At 47.4% G+C, this 16,216-nt stretch carries 15 protein-coding genes; 4 read left to right on the plus strand and 11 right to left on the minus strand.

All coding sequences use genetic code 11. The features are described from left to right. The gene (ung, locus tag EOO49_RS03865; RefSeq protein ID WP_290842901.1) at window positions 1-669 is read right to left on the minus strand and encodes a uracil-DNA glycosylase; all 669 of its coding nucleotides are present in this window, start codon (window positions 667-669) and stop codon (window positions 1-3) included. A 100-nt stretch (window positions 670-769) separates the two neighbouring features. Here ung and EOO49_RS03870 point away from each other — a divergent pair, with 100 nt between their 5' ends. Together EOO49_RS03870 and EOO49_RS03875 are read left to right on the plus strand one after the other, a co-directional pair. Next, window positions 770-2,935 carry a DNA mismatch repair protein MutS gene (locus EOO49_RS03870; protein WP_290842903.1) on the plus strand — a complete coding sequence of 722 codons (2,166 nt, stop codon included), beginning with the start codon at window positions 770-772 and terminating at the stop codon, window positions 2,933-2,935. Window positions 2,936-3,048: 113 nt separating this feature from the next. Beyond that, window positions 3,049-3,471 carry a thiol-disulfide oxidoreductase DCC family protein gene (locus tag EOO49_RS03875; RefSeq protein WP_290842905.1) on the plus strand — a complete coding sequence of 141 codons (423 nt, stop codon included), beginning with the start codon at window positions 3,049-3,051 and terminating at the stop codon, window positions 3,469-3,471. Window positions 3,472-3,518: 47 nt separating this feature from the next. Here EOO49_RS03875 and EOO49_RS03880 read toward each other — a convergent pair whose 3' ends face one another. The 3 genes from EOO49_RS03880 to aroC form a co-directional block, all read right to left on the minus strand. After that, on the minus strand, window positions 3,519-4,568 hold the full coding sequence (locus EOO49_RS03880; RefSeq protein WP_290842907.1) for a T9SS type A sorting domain-containing protein: 1,050 nt from the start codon (window positions 4,566-4,568) through the stop codon (window positions 3,519-3,521). Between the two features lie 98 nt (window positions 4,569-4,666). After that, window positions 4,667-5,929, minus strand: a complete 1,263-nt coding sequence (locus tag EOO49_RS03885; protein WP_290842909.1) for a dicarboxylate/amino acid:cation symporter — start codon at window positions 5,927-5,929, stop codon at window positions 4,667-4,669. Between the two features lie 351 nt (window positions 5,930-6,280). Continuing rightward, window positions 6,281-7,345 (minus strand): chorismate synthase, encoded by a 1,065-nt coding sequence (gene aroC / locus EOO49_RS03890; protein WP_290842910.1) that lies wholly within the window; start codon window positions 7,343-7,345, stop codon window positions 6,281-6,283. A gap of 304 nt (window positions 7,346-7,649) precedes the next feature. Here aroC and EOO49_RS03895 point away from each other — a divergent pair, with 304 nt between their 5' ends. Both EOO49_RS03895 and EOO49_RS03900 read left to right on the plus strand, forming a co-directional pair. Next, the gene (locus tag EOO49_RS03895) at window positions 7,650-8,516 is read left to right on the plus strand and encodes a UDP-2,3-diacylglucosamine diphosphatase (protein WP_290842912.1); all 867 of its coding nucleotides are present in this window, start codon (window positions 7,650-7,652) and stop codon (window positions 8,514-8,516) included. A 71-nt stretch (window positions 8,517-8,587) separates the two neighbouring features. After that, window positions 8,588-9,106 carry a hypothetical protein gene (locus EOO49_RS03900; RefSeq protein WP_290842913.1) on the plus strand — a complete coding sequence of 173 codons (519 nt, stop codon included), beginning with the start codon at window positions 8,588-8,590 and terminating at the stop codon, window positions 9,104-9,106. A 217-nt stretch (window positions 9,107-9,323) separates the two neighbouring features. Here EOO49_RS03900 and EOO49_RS03905 read toward each other — a convergent pair whose 3' ends face one another. The 7 genes from EOO49_RS03905 to EOO49_RS03935 all read right to left on the minus strand — a co-directional run bounded on the left by EOO49_RS03905 (window position 9,324) and on the right by EOO49_RS03935 (window position 16,215). Continuing rightward, a complete protein-coding gene (locus EOO49_RS03905; protein ID WP_290842914.1) occupies window positions 9,324-9,749 on the minus strand; it encodes a protease complex subunit PrcB family protein in 426 nt (141 codons plus the stop codon). Further along, window positions 9,746-10,879: an N-acetyl-alpha-D-glucosaminyl L-malate synthase BshA gene (gene bshA / locus EOO49_RS03910; protein ID WP_290842916.1), complete on the minus strand. Its 1,134-nt coding sequence runs from the start codon at window positions 10,877-10,879 to the stop codon at window positions 9,746-9,748. Before bshA ends, EOO49_RS03905 begins: the two co-directional genes overlap by 4 nt. Window positions 10,880-11,065: 186 nt before the next feature. Beyond that, window positions 11,066-11,560, minus strand: a complete 495-nt coding sequence (locus EOO49_RS03915) for a hypothetical protein (RefSeq protein WP_290842918.1) — start codon at window positions 11,558-11,560, stop codon at window positions 11,066-11,068. 92 nt (window positions 11,561-11,652) lie between these two features. Beyond that, a complete protein-coding gene (locus EOO49_RS03920; protein WP_290842920.1) occupies window positions 11,653-12,180 on the minus strand; it encodes a hypothetical protein in 528 nt (175 codons plus the stop codon). A gap of 38 nt (window positions 12,181-12,218) precedes the next feature. Beyond that, window positions 12,219-15,122: a glycoside hydrolase family 3 N-terminal domain-containing protein gene (locus tag EOO49_RS03925; RefSeq protein WP_290842922.1), complete on the minus strand. Its 2,904-nt coding sequence runs from the start codon at window positions 15,120-15,122 to the stop codon at window positions 12,219-12,221. Window positions 15,123-15,131: 9 nt separating this feature from the next. Further along, window positions 15,132-15,614, minus strand: coding sequence for an ABC transporter ATPase (locus tag EOO49_RS03930; protein WP_290842923.1), 483 nt, complete (start codon window positions 15,612-15,614; stop codon window positions 15,132-15,134). 10 nt (window positions 15,615-15,624) lie between these two features. After that, window positions 15,625-16,215, minus strand: coding sequence for a hypothetical protein (locus EOO49_RS03935; protein WP_290842924.1), 591 nt, complete (start codon window positions 16,213-16,215; stop codon window positions 15,625-15,627). Window position 16,216 lies beyond the last annotated feature (1 nt).

The raw sequence follows: 16,216 nt of genomic DNA on the forward strand, positions 1-16,216 counted from the left end.
TCACCATTCGATTTCAGGCAATCCTTTTGATTTCAGGTAAGCGTTCGCCTGGCTAAAATGCCTGTTTCCAAACCACTTTCCCTGATTTGCGCTCATTGGCGAAGGATGTCCCGATTTCAAGACCAAATGTTTCGAAGCATCGATGTTTTTGCCTTTTTGCTGGGCATAACTTCCCCAAAGCAGGAAAACGACATTTTCTTTAACGTCGGAAACGCGCTGGATTACGGCATCGGTAAAAGTTTCCCAACCGTTTTTTTGATGGCTTCCGGGTTCGGCCTGCCTGACTGTCAACGTTGCATTCAAAAGCAAAACGCCTTGGTCTGCCCAACGTTCCAGATTTCCGTTTAAAGGATAAGGTTTCCCCAAGTCGCTCTGGATTTCCTTGAAGATATTGACCAACGAAGGCGGAATCTTGATGTTGTCGGCGACAGAGAAACAAAGTCCGTTGGCCTGACCGAAGCCGTGATAGGGATCTTGTCCGATAACGACGACTTTCACCTTGTCGAACGGACATCGATCAAAAGCAGCGAAAATCTGCGGTCCGGGAGGAAAACAGACTTTTCCGTGTCTGGAATCGTATTCGGAAGCAACAAATTCCCTTAGTTTGGCGAAGTAAGGTTTTTCGAATTCCTCATGGAGTTCCTTTTGCCAACTTTCGTCTAATTTCATTTTTTCAGGATTTTATCCCAAATATACAATCGGACATTCGTCTGAAACCAATCCACGACAGCCAATTTTTAGGTAAATTTGTACACGTTTAAAAAATAGCATGATCATCCAAGACAGAACGCTGCAAGACTTGCAGTTTCCCACCATATTAGAGACGATTTCCGAAGCCTGTGTCACCGATTTGGGCAAAGAAAAAGCACTCGCCATAAAACCGTTCCGCGACAAGGAAATCCTTATGGACGCGCTTTCGCAGACCTCGGAGTATGTTTCCTCTTTCCAGAACAACAATGCCTTGCCCAACCACGGCTTTGAGCAGATCACCAACGAGATCAAGTTTTTGGCCATCGAGGACAGTTTTCTCGACGCTTCGGCATTTCGCAAAATCGCCACTGTTTCCGAGACTTCGAATACCTTGATCCAATTCCTCAAGAAGTTCGACGATTATTATCCGAAGCTTTACAAACGCGCTCAGGAAGTCATTTTTACAAAAGATATCATTTCCAAAATCGATGCTATCGTAGACAAATACGGAGAAATAAAGGACGATGCGTCGTTCGAGCTTTCGGGAATCCGAAGCCAGATGAACGTGATCCGAGCCAAAGTCAACCAAAGTTTCGGTCAGGCCTTGACGCACTACAATTCGCTTGGTTATCTGGACGACATACGCGAAAGCATTGTGGAAAACCGACGTGTCCTGGCCGTTTTGGCCATGTATCGCCGGAAAGTCAAAGGTTCGATTTTGGGAAGTTCGAAAACGGGAAGCATCGCCTTCATCGAGCCCGAAGCGACTTTGAAATTTTCGCGCGAACTCTCGAATCTCGAATACGAGGAAAAGCGTGAGATCGAAAAAATTCTCAGGAAATTGTCGGGCGACATCCGTCCTTTCGTGGAAACTTTGGGGCAATATCAAGCGTTTTTGTCAGATGTGGATGTGGTTCACGCCAAGGCCAGATATGCACAAAGGATCAATGGTCTGCTCCCGAAGATTTCCGAGGAAAGACGCTTGTTTTTCCGCGAAGCCTTCCATCCTATTTTGTATCTGACAAACAAACGAAAAGGCGAAAAGACGTATCCGCAAACTTTTGACTTTACGCACGAAAGCAGAATTATCGTGATTTCTGGTCCGAACGCCGGCGGAAAAACGATCTCGCTGAAAACCGTCGGATTGTTGCAGCTGATGTTGCAAAGCGGCATGTTGATTCCGGTGCACGAACGCAGCGAAACGTTTTTGTTTGACCGGATCATGACTGATATCGGAGACAATCAATCTATTGAAAACCATTTGAGTACGTATAGTTACCGACTCAAAAACATGAACTACTTTCTCAAGAAGTGCAACAGCAAAACCATGTTCCTCATCGATGAATTCGGAACGGGTTCAGATCCTGAACTTGGAGGCGCGCTGGCCGAAGTTTTCCTCGAAGAATTCTACCACCGCGAAGCCTTCGGAATCATCACGACGCACTATTCCAACCTCAAAATGCTGGCCAACGAAATGCCGCACATGACCAACGCAAACATGCTTTTCGACGAAAAATCGCTCGAGCCGATGTACAAATTGGTTTTGGGTCAGGCCGGAAGTTCGTTCACGTTCGAGGTCGCCCAGAAAAACGGCATTCCATACGGATTGATAAACCGCGCCAAAAAGAAGATCGAGGGCGGCAAAGTGCGCTTCGACAAGACGATCGCCAACTTGCAGAAAGAGCGTTCGAAGCTCGAGAAAACGTCCGAAAACCTCAAGCACGAAGAAACAAAGGCGCGTGAGGAAAGCGTGAAGCTCGAGGACATGAATTCGCGCATCAGGCAAAAACTCGAAAGCTATCAGGAATTATATGACAGCAACCAAAAAGTTATCTATCTAGGACAGAAAGTCGACGACATGGCCGACAAATATTTCAACAATAAAGACAAGAAACACCTTATCGGCGAGTTCTTGAAAATGGTCGAAATCGAGAATTCGAAGCGCAAGAAACTGCATCCGAAAGAGAAAAAAGTCGAGGAACAAAAGAAAAAGGAAGTCATCGAGGAAGTGAAGGTCGTCGTTGAGGAAATCCGCGAGGAGAAAAAGGAGAAGAAGAAAAAGGAAGCCGCGGCTCCAAAACCGAAAGTGACACTTAAAATCGGCGATCGCGTGAGAATGGTCGATGGAAAAGCCATTGGAAGCATCGACGCGATAGAGAAAAACAAAGCAACGGTAAACTACGGACTTTTCACCTCGAAAGTAAGCCTTGACGAACTCGAATTCGTCGAAGCCAAAAAGAAATAAATCGATGTTAAAGGAACGTCTGCATGCGCCTTTTCGGGCTACTTTTGCACTCAGGCACTCAGGCACTCAGGCACTCAGGCACTCAGGCACTCAGGCACTCAGGCACATAAAAAATGAAAATCTCCGAACTCCCAAAAGGCAAGAAAATAATCCTGTTCGACGGCGTCTGCAACCTTTGCGACAATTTCGTGCAATTTATCATCAAGCGCGACAAAAAGGACGTTTTTCGTTTTGTGGCACTGCAGTCGGAGCTTGGGGAACGAGTTTTACAACACATCGGCATCGACCGGAAACACATCGATTCCATGGTTTTGTATGAACCCGGAGTGGCTTATTTTTACAAGTCGGATGCAGCGCTCGAGATTACCAAGAATCTCGGCGGATTTTGGAATCTTGCCACGGGCTTCAAGATTCTTCCGGGCTTTCTGAGAAATCCCGCTTACGATTTTGTGGCCAAAAACCGGTATAAATGGTACGGACAAAAAGAAAGTTGCATGATTCCGACGCCGGAACTCAAAGCTAAATTTTTGGAATAAAAAAAGGCCGGAATTCAAGTCCGGCCTTTTTGTTTATTCTGTAGCGATCAGTGTTTGATGACTTTTTTTGTGACGCGTCCCGAATCGCCTTCGACGGTCATGAAATAAACGCCGGAAGTCAATCCGGAAACATCGATTTGCGCCTGGTCTTCCAAACCGACTTTCTGGTTTCTCACAGTGCGTCCGTTGATATCGGCAATGCTTACACTTTCTATATTTCCGACAGTTGAAATGTTTACGACGTTATCGGCCGGATTCGGATAAAAGCTAAACGCCGCCACAGTAGGATTGTCCACGCGAAGCAGCGGTCCGTCAGCAGCCAGGGCGCGCAAGCTCACGTTGTCGAACTGCGCTGTCGCAGCAACTGTATTGGCTTGTCCCGATGTAGAAATCGCGTTGGCAAGAAGGTTCAAAGTCGACAAATCTGTTCCCGTGCTCGCGCCCATTATCGAAGGAGCCGTAACCATCGTTCCGGAAAGTTCCTTGAATTTGAGTTCGCCCGTGGTTTTGTTGTAGCTGAAACCGACAGTGTACCACGTATTCTGCGCCAAAGTTACGGCCGTGAATGTAGTTCCGGTAAGACCTAGCGTGAACGAATAGTTTCCGACTGCGCCACCGCCTGCAGTGTTGTCATAGTAACCAAGGCCACGCAATTCGCGGGTTGCGGCTATGTAAGTTAGTCCGGCGAGCATTCTGGTAAGGTCGGTGTTGTAAAGGATTACGCGGAACGAATTCGCGCTCGTCGTCGCAGCGCCTGTGTAAAAATCGAATTGTACTTGCGCCACGTCGTTTCCGGCAGTTCGCGTTCCCCAAATCGCGGAAACGTCTTTGTACATGCGGCGTGTGTTCACGGCTGTATTCGAGCCCGTGAGTTGGATCACGTTTCCGTAAGTTCCGCCGGCGTTCACGACCTGAAAGTCTGAATTTGCACCTGCGGTCACTGTTGTGAGCCATCCGCCTTGTCCGGGAGTTGCGCCTGTGATGTCTGTTCCGACGTTTCCTACGGTATAGGCAGTCGCATCGTCAGACAGCAATGTTTGAGCTTGGCCTAAAGCCGCAGTCAACAACGCAAAAGATAAGAGTAGAGATTTTTTCATATATTCTATTTTAGGATTGATTGCGACTAAATTAGCGAATAATACAATCGAAAAACAAAATATTTTTACCGCAGAATTGTTAAAATGCGAAGAATATTTTATTCGGTGGCTTTGCCCGATTCCCATTTGCCTACAACCGATGTTGCCAACGCATTTCCAAGTACATTCGTGGCGCTTCGGAACATGTCACAGAAGTGATCGATAGGCAAGATCAAAGCGATGCCGATCTCGGGAATCTTGAACATGCCGCAAGTTGCCGCAACAACGACAAGACTTGCACGCGGAACGCCGGCGATTCCTTTGCTGGTAAGCATCAAGACCAAAAGCATCGTCATTTGCGTTCCAAAGTCGAGGTCGATCCCGTAGACCTGTGCTATGAAAATACTGGCAAAAGTCATGTACATCATGCTTCCGTCGAGATTGAACGAATAGCCAAGTGGCAACATGAAAGACACGACTTTGTTCTTGACGCCGAATCGCTCGAGTTCTTCGGTGAGTTTTGGAAAAACGGCCTCGCTGCTGGTCGTACTGAACGCGATTACAAGTGGACTCACGATTCTCTTGAGCAAAACGGACATGGATTTTCCCAAAAAGATATAGCCGACAATAAGCAAAACGGCCCAAAGCGAGCCAATTCCGACCAGGAATGAACCAAAAAACTTGGCATAGGTGATGATGAGTTCGACGGCATTTTGAGTGGCGAAAACCGCCGTAAGCGCACCAAAAACTCCTATTGGCGCAAACTTCATCACGTAATTCACCATTTTTAGGATAATGTGCGACGTCTTGTCGAGCGCTTTGACGACAGGTTCGGAAACGGCCGGCATCGAGGCTGCTGCGAGTCCGAAGAAAATCGAGAAAATCACGATCTGCAGGATTTCGTTGGTGGCCATCGCCTCGAAGACGCTTTTCGGGATAATGTGCTCGACGAAGTTCTGGGCCGAGAAATTCTGGGTTTTCGCAGCTACATCCTGGGCGGCGGCCACGTCGATGTCTCCCAGTTCGATTCCTTTTCCGGGCGCGAGCAAATTGACGAAAAATGCACCGATGAGCAACGAGATGAAAGACGCCGTGAAAAACCAAAGCAACGCGCGTCCGCCTACTCTGCCGACTGTCTTGAGATCGCCGAGTTTCGCGATGCCTACGACCAAAGTCGTGAATACCAAAGGCGCAATGATCATTTGCACCAAACGGATGAAAATCGTGGCGAGCAGCTTGATGTAATTGCTGAATTCCTTTGCCGATTCGGCACTTGCCGTTTCGTGAATGGCGACTCCAAGGGCGGCACCGAGAATCATCGAAATCAGGATTTGGCCGGTGAGGCTTTTGAGGAAAGGGATCTTTTGGTCGTTGTGGGTCATTACTTCGTTATTCAAAATTCGTTATTCATTATTCATCATTCATTTATTCGTTGTTCAAAATTAACTTTCTACCAGCAAATTAAATTTCTTCATTGTTTTTTATCCAAATGACCACAGACACCGAAGTTTTCGACCAACGAATGTTTATTGACGAACAACGATTGTCGAACAACGAATAACGATCAACGAATTTTGAATGTTGAACGATTGCCTAGCCCGGATTCAAGCGGTTAGCCTTTTGACGGGAAACCGTAGTTTTTGCGCTGTTGCGGAAGCGACCGAAGGAAGCTCTTCGCGACGGCTGCAAAACAAGGTTTACCTAGAAAGCTAAACGCGGGCAGCCGGATTAAGCTACTTATTATAGGTCTTGTTTATCAGATGGAAATCGGCAAGCACAATTGCCGCCATGGCTTCGACGATTGGCACGGCGCGTGGCACAACACACGGATCGTGGCGGCCTTTGCCTTGCATTTCGACGATATTTCCTTTGTTGTCGAGCGCTTCCTGTTTCTGGATTATGGTAGCCACGGGCTTGAAGGCGACACGGAAATAAATGTCCATGCCGTTCGAGATTCCGCCCTGAATTCCGCCCGAAAGGTTCGATTTGGTCGTTCCATCCTCGTTGTAAAGGTCGTTGTGTTCGCTGCCTTTCATCTTGGCGCCGCAAAATCCGCTTCCGTACTCGAAACCTTTGACGGCGTTGATCGAAAGCATGGCCTTGCCGAGTTCGGCGTGCAGTTTGTCGAAAACGGGCTCTCCCAAACCTATCGGAACGTTTTGGATCACGCAAGTCACCGTGCCACCGACAGAATCGCCTTGCTTGCGGATTTCACGTATGTAGGCCTCCATTTTTTCGGCTGTCGCGGCATCCGGACAACGCACGTCATTCGACTCGATCTTCGTGAAATCTAGCGCCTGATAAGGCTTGTCGATGAAAATATCTCCTACGGACGAAGTAAAAGCGCTGATTTTGATGTCCTTGAGATATTGTTTGGCGATCGCTCCGGCCACCACTCTTGACGCCGTCTCGCGTGCCGAACTTCTTCCGCCGCCGCGGTAATCGCGAATTCCGTACTTTTTCTCGTACACGTAATCGGCGTGGCTTGGACGATATTGGTCTTTGATGTGTGAATAGTCGTGCGACTTCTGGTCGGTGTTCGGGATAATGAAACCGATTGGCGTTCCCGTGGTCTTCCCTTCGAAGATTCCCGAGAGGAATTGCACTTCGTCGGCCTCTTTCCTTTGGGTCACGATTGCCGATTGTCCCGGTTTTCGCCTGTCCATTTCGTGTTGGATCGCCGAAAGATCGAGTTCGATTCCGGGCGGGCAACCGTCGATTATTCCGCCAAGGGCTTCGCCGTGCGATTCCCCGAATGTGGTAAGTCTGAAAAGTGTTCCGAATGAATTTCCTGCCATTTGGTAAAAATAGTAAAAGTGCCTGAGTGAAGCGTGCCTGAGTGCCGGAGAAAACCGAAAGACGTCGAACTAAGCGAATGAAATCCGATAAGGATCAGATCAGTCAATTGATATACAGCGAGTTGAAAAATACAGTCGATTTCCCGATTTCAGGAAAGGTTGCGTCAATTCGGGTCGGATCTAATCGGTACGACGAACTCAGGCACTCAGGCACTCAGGCACTCAGGCACTCAAACAAATTTCTTAACTCCTGATTCAGTTTCACTTAACACGCAAAACGTTTATTTGCGAAACGTCCTTCCAAATGAAAAAGAGAAAAGTTGAGCTCGTCGTCCTTTCGGACATCCACCTTGGCACTTACGGTTGCCACGCAAAGGAATTGCTGCATTATCTGAATTCCATAAAGCCAAAAACGCTGGTGCTGAACGGCGATATCATCGACATCTGGCAATTCCGCAAGTCGTATTTCCCGAAATCGCACCTGAAAGTCATCCGAAAGATAATCGATTTTACTTCCAAAGGCACGCAAGTCTATTATTTGACAGGCAATCACGACGAAATGCTGCGAAAGTTCAGCGGGACGAATTTTGGCAATTTCAAGCTTGACGACAAACTGGTGTTGAACCTTGACGGAAAAAACGCTTGGATTTTTCACGGGGACGTTTTCGACGCCTCGGTGCAACACTCCAAATGGATCGCAAAACTCGGCGGTTGGGGTTACGATTACTTGATTTTGGTCAACCGATTCGTGAACTGGTGTCTGCATAAATTTGGAAAAGAGCCTTATTCTTTCTCCAAGAAAATAAAGGGAAGCGTCAAAAAAGCCGTCAAATTCATCTCTGATTTCGAAAATACCGCCACCGAACTCGCGACGGAAAAAGGCTACGATTACGTGATTTGCGGACACATTCACGAACCCAAGATCGTCGAGGTCGAAAACCGCCACGGAAAGACGACTTACCTGAATTCGGGCGATTGGATCGAGAACCTTACCGCTTTGGAATACAATAAGAAACGCTGGAAGATGTATCGATATTCGGAACAAAAACCTACCGTGGACGAAGACCTTTTCGAGATGGAAGATTTGCTGTCGAACGCAGATTTGACGTCCTTGCTGTTTTCCCAAAAACCCGTGATTTCGCGAGCAATAAAAGCGTTCAATAAATGTTAAAGTATTGGTAACCGCCTTTTCTTCCCGTTCGTCAAATGTTAAATTTGGGTATAACCTAAAATGACACAACAATGACGAAATTGTTTATTTGCGCGGCTTTCGCGATCGCATCGGCTTTTTCTGCCGAGGCACAGACGGTTCGGGACAACGCCATCGGAATCCGATTGAGCGCCGGTGATGGAATTGGTGCCGATGTTTCTTATCAAAGACGCGTATTTTCCAAAAACCGACTTGAGTTCGACCTTGGCCTTCGCGACCAGGACCATTACGACCAAGTGAAATTCATGGCCGGATTCCATTGGATCATCCCAATCGAGCAAGGCTTCAATTTTTACGCCGGACCGGCAATCGGGGCCGGACGTTGGGAAACCAATCACTGGAATGACGTTCCCGGGGATTACCGCGACGACGGCGGATTCGGTGTGATTGCAGGCGTTGCCGGACTGGAATACGTGTTCCCGAACATTCCTTTGCAACTTTCGTTTGACATCCGTCCAGAGGCGCATTTTGGAGACAGACGCGATGATTTCGACCGCGATTATCATGCCTTGGTTCCGGATGTTGGTTTGGCGGCAAGATTTACTTTTTAAATCCCAATATTCAAATTCCAATATTCAAATTCCAAATTCCAATTGGTTTCATAATTTCCTTTTGGCTTTCGATCGACAATTTTATGCTGCACGCGGAAAATTGGTATAAATAAAAAAGCGAACCTGTTTACTCGGGTTCGCTTTTTTGCTTTCATGTAAAAATTCCACTGGCTGTTTCAGAGACAATTGGAATTTGGGATTTGAAATTTAGATTTTATCACTTGATTTCAATCGGCTTCTTCGAATTGATCTTCACGATTGCATAAGGATAAGTGATGACCTGCATGTTCATGGAATCGGCCGGAGGCGAAGTTTCTTTGACGTAAACGATGATTTTGTCGGGCGTCTCCTCTACTTTTTCGACCGTAATCGAATGGCCGCCCGTATTTTTTTCGCCCATGTTAAGCACGATGAAATTGGCGCTCGTAAGATCACTTGCCGATATTTTCTTGCGAAGTTTCTCGTCGGCCTGAAGCATCCGGATTTCCTGCTCGGTCGAAAGGATTTCGAAAAAATGGATGTTTCCGCCACCGTCAGACTGAGAAGTCAGCACTTCGTAAAGCGGTTTTTCGCCCGACACGCTTTTGGTCGAGCTACAGGCAGACAGGATTAGGATCAGCGAAAGCGCGGCAATTTTTCTCATACTTTGATTTGTAAGGCTTCTTCGTATAACGCTTCGTAAAGCGGTAATATTTTCTTGATGTCGAATTGTTTGGCAACCTTAAGCGCGTTTTCACGGAATTTTTGCAAGGTCGCATCGTCCTTGAGGATTTTCACGGCGTTTTGTGCCATCTCGTCTATGTCGCCTACTTCGCTCAAATAACCTGAAACACCATCGAAGTTCACTTCGGGCAAACCGCCAGAATTCGTCGAGACGACGGGAATTCCCCAAACCATCGCTTCGAGCGCGGCCAATCCGAAGCTTTCTGTTTCAGATGGCAGCAGGAACAGATCGGTATAACTCAAGATCTGGTCAATCTCGTTGCTGTTTCCGAAGAAAATCACACGGTCGGTAATTCCAAGTTTCTGGCACAATTTCTCGGCCTTGGCACGTTCTGGTCCGTCGCCGACCATCATGAGTTTGGCCGGAATCTGTTCCTGTATCTTTGCAAAAATCCTGATTATGTCCGGGATTCTCTTGATTTTTCGGAAGTTGGAAATGTGCGTCACGATGCGCTCGCTCTTGTCGGCCATGACCGAACGGCGGCAACGGATACTTGGATCGGACGTGTTTTTGTCCAGTTCGATAAAATTCGGGATCACGTGGATTTCCTTTCGGATGTCGAAATGCCTGTAAGTATCGTCCTTCAAACTTTGTGAAACCGAAGTTACGATGTCAGACTTGTTGATGCTGAAAGCCACGGCGGGTTTGTAAAACGGATGGCTTCCGACAAGCGTGATGTCGGTGCCGTGCAAAGTCGTCACGATCGGCACGTAAATGCCTTCGTCCTTCAACATCTGCTTGGCCATGTAAGCGGCATAAGCGTGGGGAATCGCATAATGTACGTGCAAAAGTTCGATTCCGTAGAGTTTCACCATATCGACGAGTTTGCTCGAAAGCGCCAATTCGTAAGGCTGATAATGGAAAAGCGGATATTCGGGAACGTTGACCTCGTGATAGTGCACATTCGGGCTCAATTGCGAAAGGCGAACGGGTTGGCTGTAAGTGATGAAGTGTATTTCGTGTCCTCGTCTGGCAAGTTCGAGCCCCAATTCGGTCGCTACGACGCCAGAACCACCGAAAGTCGGATAACAGACGATTGCTATTTTCATGGTAGTTGCATTGTGTGGCAAAGGTACGAAACTGGCTTGCAATATCGGTTTTGCCGTCAAGCGGATTTTGGGAGGTTGGCGAAAGTCAGATTTGGACAATTTTCATGTTTCGCTCGCGGCCGATGCGTTTGTAAAATCACAAAAAAAATCCGGCGCGAACCGGATTGTGTAAAGATCGATCTGCATTCACATGTTTTTGAACTTACCGCGGACGTATCCGCCCAATAATTTGATGTTCTGCGAATTGTCGTGCACAAATACATCATCGAGAAAGAAGTGGAATTTGCCGTTGCCAAGATCGTTCACGATTACCGAACCTTGCGTCCCGTCATAAGCCGTCGTTCCTTCGATTAGTAGCACAGAGACAGTCCGGTCGCCCAAATCGTGCAGATCGTATGTACCGGAAACCGTTTGCTGAGAAATCGGATAAGTTACGGTCAACTGCAAGGTCAAACCTTTCTCGGCATCGTGAACCGTAAAAAACCGCATGTTCGATGCGTTTTCGGAACCTTGCGTAAAAGACGTGATTGCCGGACCGTCGTGATCGGAATCGGGAACGTTCGGCACAAAAGCAAGATTGCCAACCGAGATAGATGATTCGACCGAAGATCTATCGGTTTCATCGTCAGAAGCACAGCCAAAAGCGATCGGCAAAAGGAATAAGTAGAGCATTTTTTTCATGATTTGTTGTTTAAGGATAATCGCGCAACAACAAATGCCATGCCACCGAAAACGATTTCAAAAAAAAGCCGACTCGAGGTCGGCATTGCTTGTCAATTGGTTTGTCCGTTCCCGGTTCGGTAATCGAACGGAATGACCTCGAAATTGCCTTTTACTTTTCCTTTGAGTGATCTGGCGAAGCCTTGGTTGACCAAAGTCGCATCTTCCGAAAAGCGAAGTTCATATTCGCCATTGTCAAGTCTCGTGACTGTAACGCTTCCAGCGCCAGATTGACTCTGCGATTTGTGATCGTAAACGTTGGCTCTCGGAATCGTTCCGGGCGTAAATTGGTAAGTGCCTTCGAGAGACGTCTGTCCCAAAGGTTGCACGATTGTTATGGACATTCCCACGGGACGCGAACAAGGCGCGCCGCTGCAAGGAACAGGTTCGACCAAGTAAAAATAAGTCGTTTTGGCATCGGCATCAGAAAGCGGAAAATCGCTCGCATCGCTCATTAACAAATGTTCATAAGTGTATTTTTGACCGTCGACTTTGACCGAGGATTGATTATCGTCAGCACTGTCGTCAGAAGAACACGAAAGCGCAAAAATCGCGGCAGCAAGCATCCAAAACTTTTTCATAAATCACATTTTGGGAGCAATTTAAAAAAAATGCCAAATCATTTGTGGATTATCGCGTCCTGAATCGCCTTTTGCATATCCTCGCGTATGTTTTCCTTAGAAAGCGTGTTTGTCGTGCTGTCCGGGAAAGTTCGGTTCGACAGGAAAATGAAGATGGTTTCCGTTTCCGGATCGGCCCACGCCATCGTTCCCGTGAATCCTGTGTGTCCGAAACTCTTCATGGAAACACAATTGCAGGTTGGCCCGGCTTGCCCAGGAAGTTGTGGTTTGTCAAATCCGATGCCTCGTCTGTTGCCTTCCTTGAGAAAATACGTGCTGTTGAAATCGTCGAAAGTCTTGGCACTGAAAAATTGGTGTCCGGCATAATGGCCTTTCCACAAGTACATCTGCATGATCTTGGCCACGTCTGTCGCGTTTGAGAAAATTCCGGCATGACCTGCAACTCCGCCTTCCATCGCGGCTTCCATATCGTGCACGTAACCTTGGATTATCTGGTAGCGGAAATATTTGTCGTCCTCGGTTGGCGCGATCACGGCCTTGTCGAACCGTCTCAAAGGATTGTAGAGTGTGTGATCCATTCCCAAAGGTTTGTAGATATTGGCCTGGCTCAGGATATCCAGCGTCGTTTTGGTCGCTTTCTCGAGATAATCCTTCATGATGATGAACGCAAAATCGCTGTATTTGTACTCGCGTTTCGAAAGTAGTTTACTGTTGGCGATGAACTTCATTATCGAATCGTGATAGTCGTTCCTGATGTACAGATTTTCGGCTACCTGTTTCGAGAAATTCTGGTCGTAAACCTTACTGTAGTAACGCGCGTCCGGCTGTTTTAGGCTATCGAGCGTTTTTTTGTAGAAAGGTTCCCAGGCCTGAAGTCTGGCGTAATGTGAAAGCAGTTCTTTTATCCTGATGTTTTTCTTGTCGGAATCCTCGAAAACCGGCAAAAGATCGCCCAATTTGCTCTCGAGCGTGATTTTGCCTTTGTCGTATTGTTGCATCACATTTGGCAAAGTCGACACGATTTTGGTCAGTGAAGCGATGTCGTACAAATCGGAATTGGTGACTTTCGCGACCGCATCATAAGTTTGGTATCCGAAAGATCTCTGATAGACGATCTTTCCCTTTCTGGCGACCAAAACCTGCATGCCCGGCGTCATTTTACCGTTGATGGCTTTGTAGGCCAACATATCGATATTCGACAATTTGGCCGAACTCATCCCGACATTTTCCGGAGCGGTGTAACCCAAAACGTCAGTTGTTTTCGTTGTCAGTCCGTCGCCTACTTTGAAATTCGCGCCAATGGAAACCGGAAGTTTTCCCTTCGAGGAAATCGCCCCGAAAACCAATTCGGCAGAAACGATCTGGGCCACATCGCTGTTCTGGTAAGACACGATAACGCCTTTGAACCTGGACATGTCGGTGATTGGCAAGAGCGAATACGGCTTGGCGAAAACGTCGAGAATCACTTTGTTGTACTTGGCGATCGAATCGAGTTTGGCGCGTTCCTCGGGTTTGAAATCGTGGTTTTTCCAGGCGCCGTCACTTTTGTGGAATCCGACGATGACTGTTGTGTAATCCTTGAGTTTGGCTTGCATCAAGTGGATGCTGTCGTCGGCGATTTCGGTGACTTCGGTGTATTGTTTGAGCGTGGAAACGAACTGGCGGTTGCTGTCGTCTCCCAATTTTACGTAGGCGATTTTTTCGGCAGCCAAATCAGTGATGGGCAGAACCTCACCCTCGTTCTTCAAGACCGTGACTGCGTCCTCGTAAAGGCTGTATTGCAAAGCCGTGTCCTCTTTCGGGTTCACGCCTTCAAACACGTTTTTCATATCGATGGGCAGATAGATGTCTAAACCGACCTTGTATTTGTAACGCAGGATTTTCTTTACGGATTTCTCCAGACGTTGCTCCGTCAACAAACTATCTTGCATGGCGACACAGATCTTGTCGAGCGCCTTCGGAACATTTTCGGGAAAAAGCAAGATGTCGTTTCCGGCCAAAAAAGCCTCGAGGTCGATATCTCCGGGTTGTTTGAAATTGGCCGCGCCTTTCATATTAAGTGCATCGGTAAAAATCAGTCCGTTGAAACCCATTTGATGCTGCAGTAATTCCGTGACGACGGGATAGGAAATCGACGACGGATAATTTGGTCGTGTTTCCAAAGCCGGAACATTCAAATGCGCCACCATGACCGATGCCAATCCTTCGGAAAACAAGCGCTTGTACGGATACAATTCGACATCGTCAATTCGTTCTTTCGAAAAATTGACCATCGGAAGGCTGTAATGCGAATCGGTTTCGGTGTCGCCGTGACCCGGAAAGTGTTTTCCCGTGGCCAAAACGCCTTGCCGCTGGATGCCTTTCATCAACGCCGATGCTCTGTCGGTCACTTTTAGTTTGTCCTCGCCGAAAGATCGCGTACCGATAATCGGGTTTTTGGGATTCGTATTGATGTCGAGGACGGGAGCGAAATTGAAGTGCACTCCTACTCTTTTTGCCTGTCTTCCGTAAGCTTCACCTACTTTTTCGATCAGACTCAAATCCTGAACCGCGCCCAAAGTCATATTCCACGGAAAACGCATCACCGAGTCGAGTCGCATCGCCAATCCCCATTCGGCATCGATTCCCACGAACAACGGGATTTTCGATTCTTTCTGGAATCGGTTCGTAAGTTTGGCTTGTCGGCCCGGACCGCCCTGAAAAAAAATCACGCCTCCGATGTGCTGGTTTTTGATGAGCCGCGAAACCGAGTTGAAGTGAGCCGTATCTTTATTGGAATAAGCGGCGACCATGAACAATTGCCCGATTTTCTCGTCTATCGTCATGTTTTTGTAGAGACTGTCTACCCAAACGTCCTCTTTTTGCCTAAGTATCGGACTTTTGGCAAATTGGGCAGACGCCAGTTGAAAACAAGCTAAGAGGACGAAAATCGATATGCGCATGATTCGGGTTTAAAAAAAGCGGCTGTGCCAGCTCTCGTTTGCGGGAACTTCCCAAAATTCGTTCCATTCTCCAACCGTGTTCACCAAATTGTTGAAAACGATCGTATTTCCGGTAACGGCTTTGTCTTTGGCCATTTTTTTGAAATCGAGAAGCGACTTGTGGGCAATGAATTCGCCATTTCTGTAAGTCACATTCATTTTGTCGAGCAAATCGACGTTGAATTTTTTCTCAAGGCTTTGGATAAAATGCACCGAAGCGTCGATCGAGCAACCCGAAGCCGAATGCGCGTCCTGATTGACCGCGAGTATGATAAATCTATTGTATTTGGTCAGGAACGAGGCTTCTAAGCCGGTTCCGTGAGCCGCCCAGTTTTCTACGAATAGCGCAAGGTCTTTCTCGATTTCAGAAATTTCCTCGTCGGATAGCTTGCGGTTGGATTGGTAGATCCAAATCCTGGAATCTTCGGGCAATGTGTCGAATGGTACGTACATAAGTTGCGGGTTATTTGGTCAAACCGGCTATGACTTTATAATATCGGAATTCTTTCATTTTTGGGTCGTACAATTCGACCTCGCTGTAAGTGACGGTAATCTTGTCGCCTTTTTTAACTTTTCCTTCTGTAAACATCGTCGCAGACGCGAAATAATTAAGCAGAATCATGGTATGAGCGCGTCCGTTGTCGTCCTTGACAGAAATTGTCACGAACTGTTCGGTCTTGACCTCAAGCACTTTTCCGGTCAAACTGTGCGTCGTCGCGGCAGCTGCGCCACTCGAATCGTCTTCTTCTACCAAGGCCATCAGTACGTCGGGACAAAAATCCATCATTTTTAATCCGATCTCCGCGCCCAAGGTTTCGAAACCGCCGCTCTGGTCGTCAAGCGAAAATTGTTTGTCCTTCGGAAATTCCGACTTGTGGTTCGTGTAAGCCTTTATCATGCAGATCCCAAGTTGCGTATCGGTGATCTGGGTCGCGCCCGATTTCTTGAGATCGTTGACGCAATTGCAGGTTTCTGTGGCCGTTTTTTGGTAAACATCCTGGGCATTCGCAAAAAATCCGAAGGCCAGTAAAAGGATTGGAAGGGTATTTTTCATG

The organism is Flavobacterium sp. (assembly GCF_004295795.1).
GTDB lineage: Bacteria > Bacteroidota > Bacteroidia > Flavobacteriales > Flavobacteriaceae > Flavobacterium.

Bases quoted from the DNA above. Each gene is read 5' to 3' on its own strand.
- ung (WP_290842901.1), bottom strand. From the start codon at position 669: ATGAAATTAGACGAAAGTTGGCAAAAGGAACTCCATGAGGAATTCGAA.
- EOO49_RS03870 (WP_290842903.1), top strand. From the start codon at position 770: ATGATCATCCAAGACAGAACGCTGCAAGACTTGCAGTTTCCCACCATA.
- EOO49_RS03875 (WP_290842905.1), top strand. From the start codon at position 3,049: ATGAAAATCTCCGAACTCCCAAAAGGCAAGAAAATAATCCTGTTCGAC.
- EOO49_RS03880 (WP_290842907.1), bottom strand. From the start codon at position 4,568: ATGAAAAAATCTCTACTCTTATCTTTTGCGTTGTTGACTGCGGCTTTA.
- EOO49_RS03885 (WP_290842909.1), bottom strand. From the start codon at position 5,929: ATGACCCACAACGACCAAAAGATCCCTTTCCTCAAAAGCCTCACCGGC.
- aroC (WP_290842910.1), bottom strand. From the start codon at position 7,345: ATGGCAGGAAATTCATTCGGAACACTTTTCAGACTTACCACATTCGGG.
- EOO49_RS03895 (WP_290842912.1), top strand. From the start codon at position 7,650: ATGAAAAAGAGAAAAGTTGAGCTCGTCGTCCTTTCGGACATCCACCTT.
- EOO49_RS03900 (WP_290842913.1), top strand. From the start codon at position 8,588: ATGACGAAATTGTTTATTTGCGCGGCTTTCGCGATCGCATCGGCTTTT.
- EOO49_RS03905 (WP_290842914.1), bottom strand. From the start codon at position 9,749: ATGAGAAAAATTGCCGCGCTTTCGCTGATCCTAATCCTGTCTGCCTGT.
- bshA (WP_290842916.1), bottom strand. From the start codon at position 10,879: ATGAAAATAGCAATCGTCTGTTATCCGACTTTCGGTGGTTCTGGCGTC.
- EOO49_RS03915 (WP_290842918.1), bottom strand. From the start codon at position 11,560: ATGAAAAAAATGCTCTACTTATTCCTTTTGCCGATCGCTTTTGGCTGT.
- EOO49_RS03920 (WP_290842920.1), bottom strand. From the start codon at position 12,180: ATGAAAAAGTTTTGGATGCTTGCTGCCGCGATTTTTGCGCTTTCGTGT.
- EOO49_RS03925 (WP_290842922.1), bottom strand. From the start codon at position 15,122: ATGCGCATATCGATTTTCGTCCTCTTAGCTTGTTTTCAACTGGCGTCT.
- EOO49_RS03930 (WP_290842923.1), bottom strand. From the start codon at position 15,614: ATGTACGTACCATTCGACACATTGCCCGAAGATTCCAGGATTTGGATC.
- EOO49_RS03935 (WP_290842924.1), bottom strand. From the start codon at position 16,215: ATGAAAAATACCCTTCCAATCCTTTTACTGGCCTTCGGATTTTTTGCG.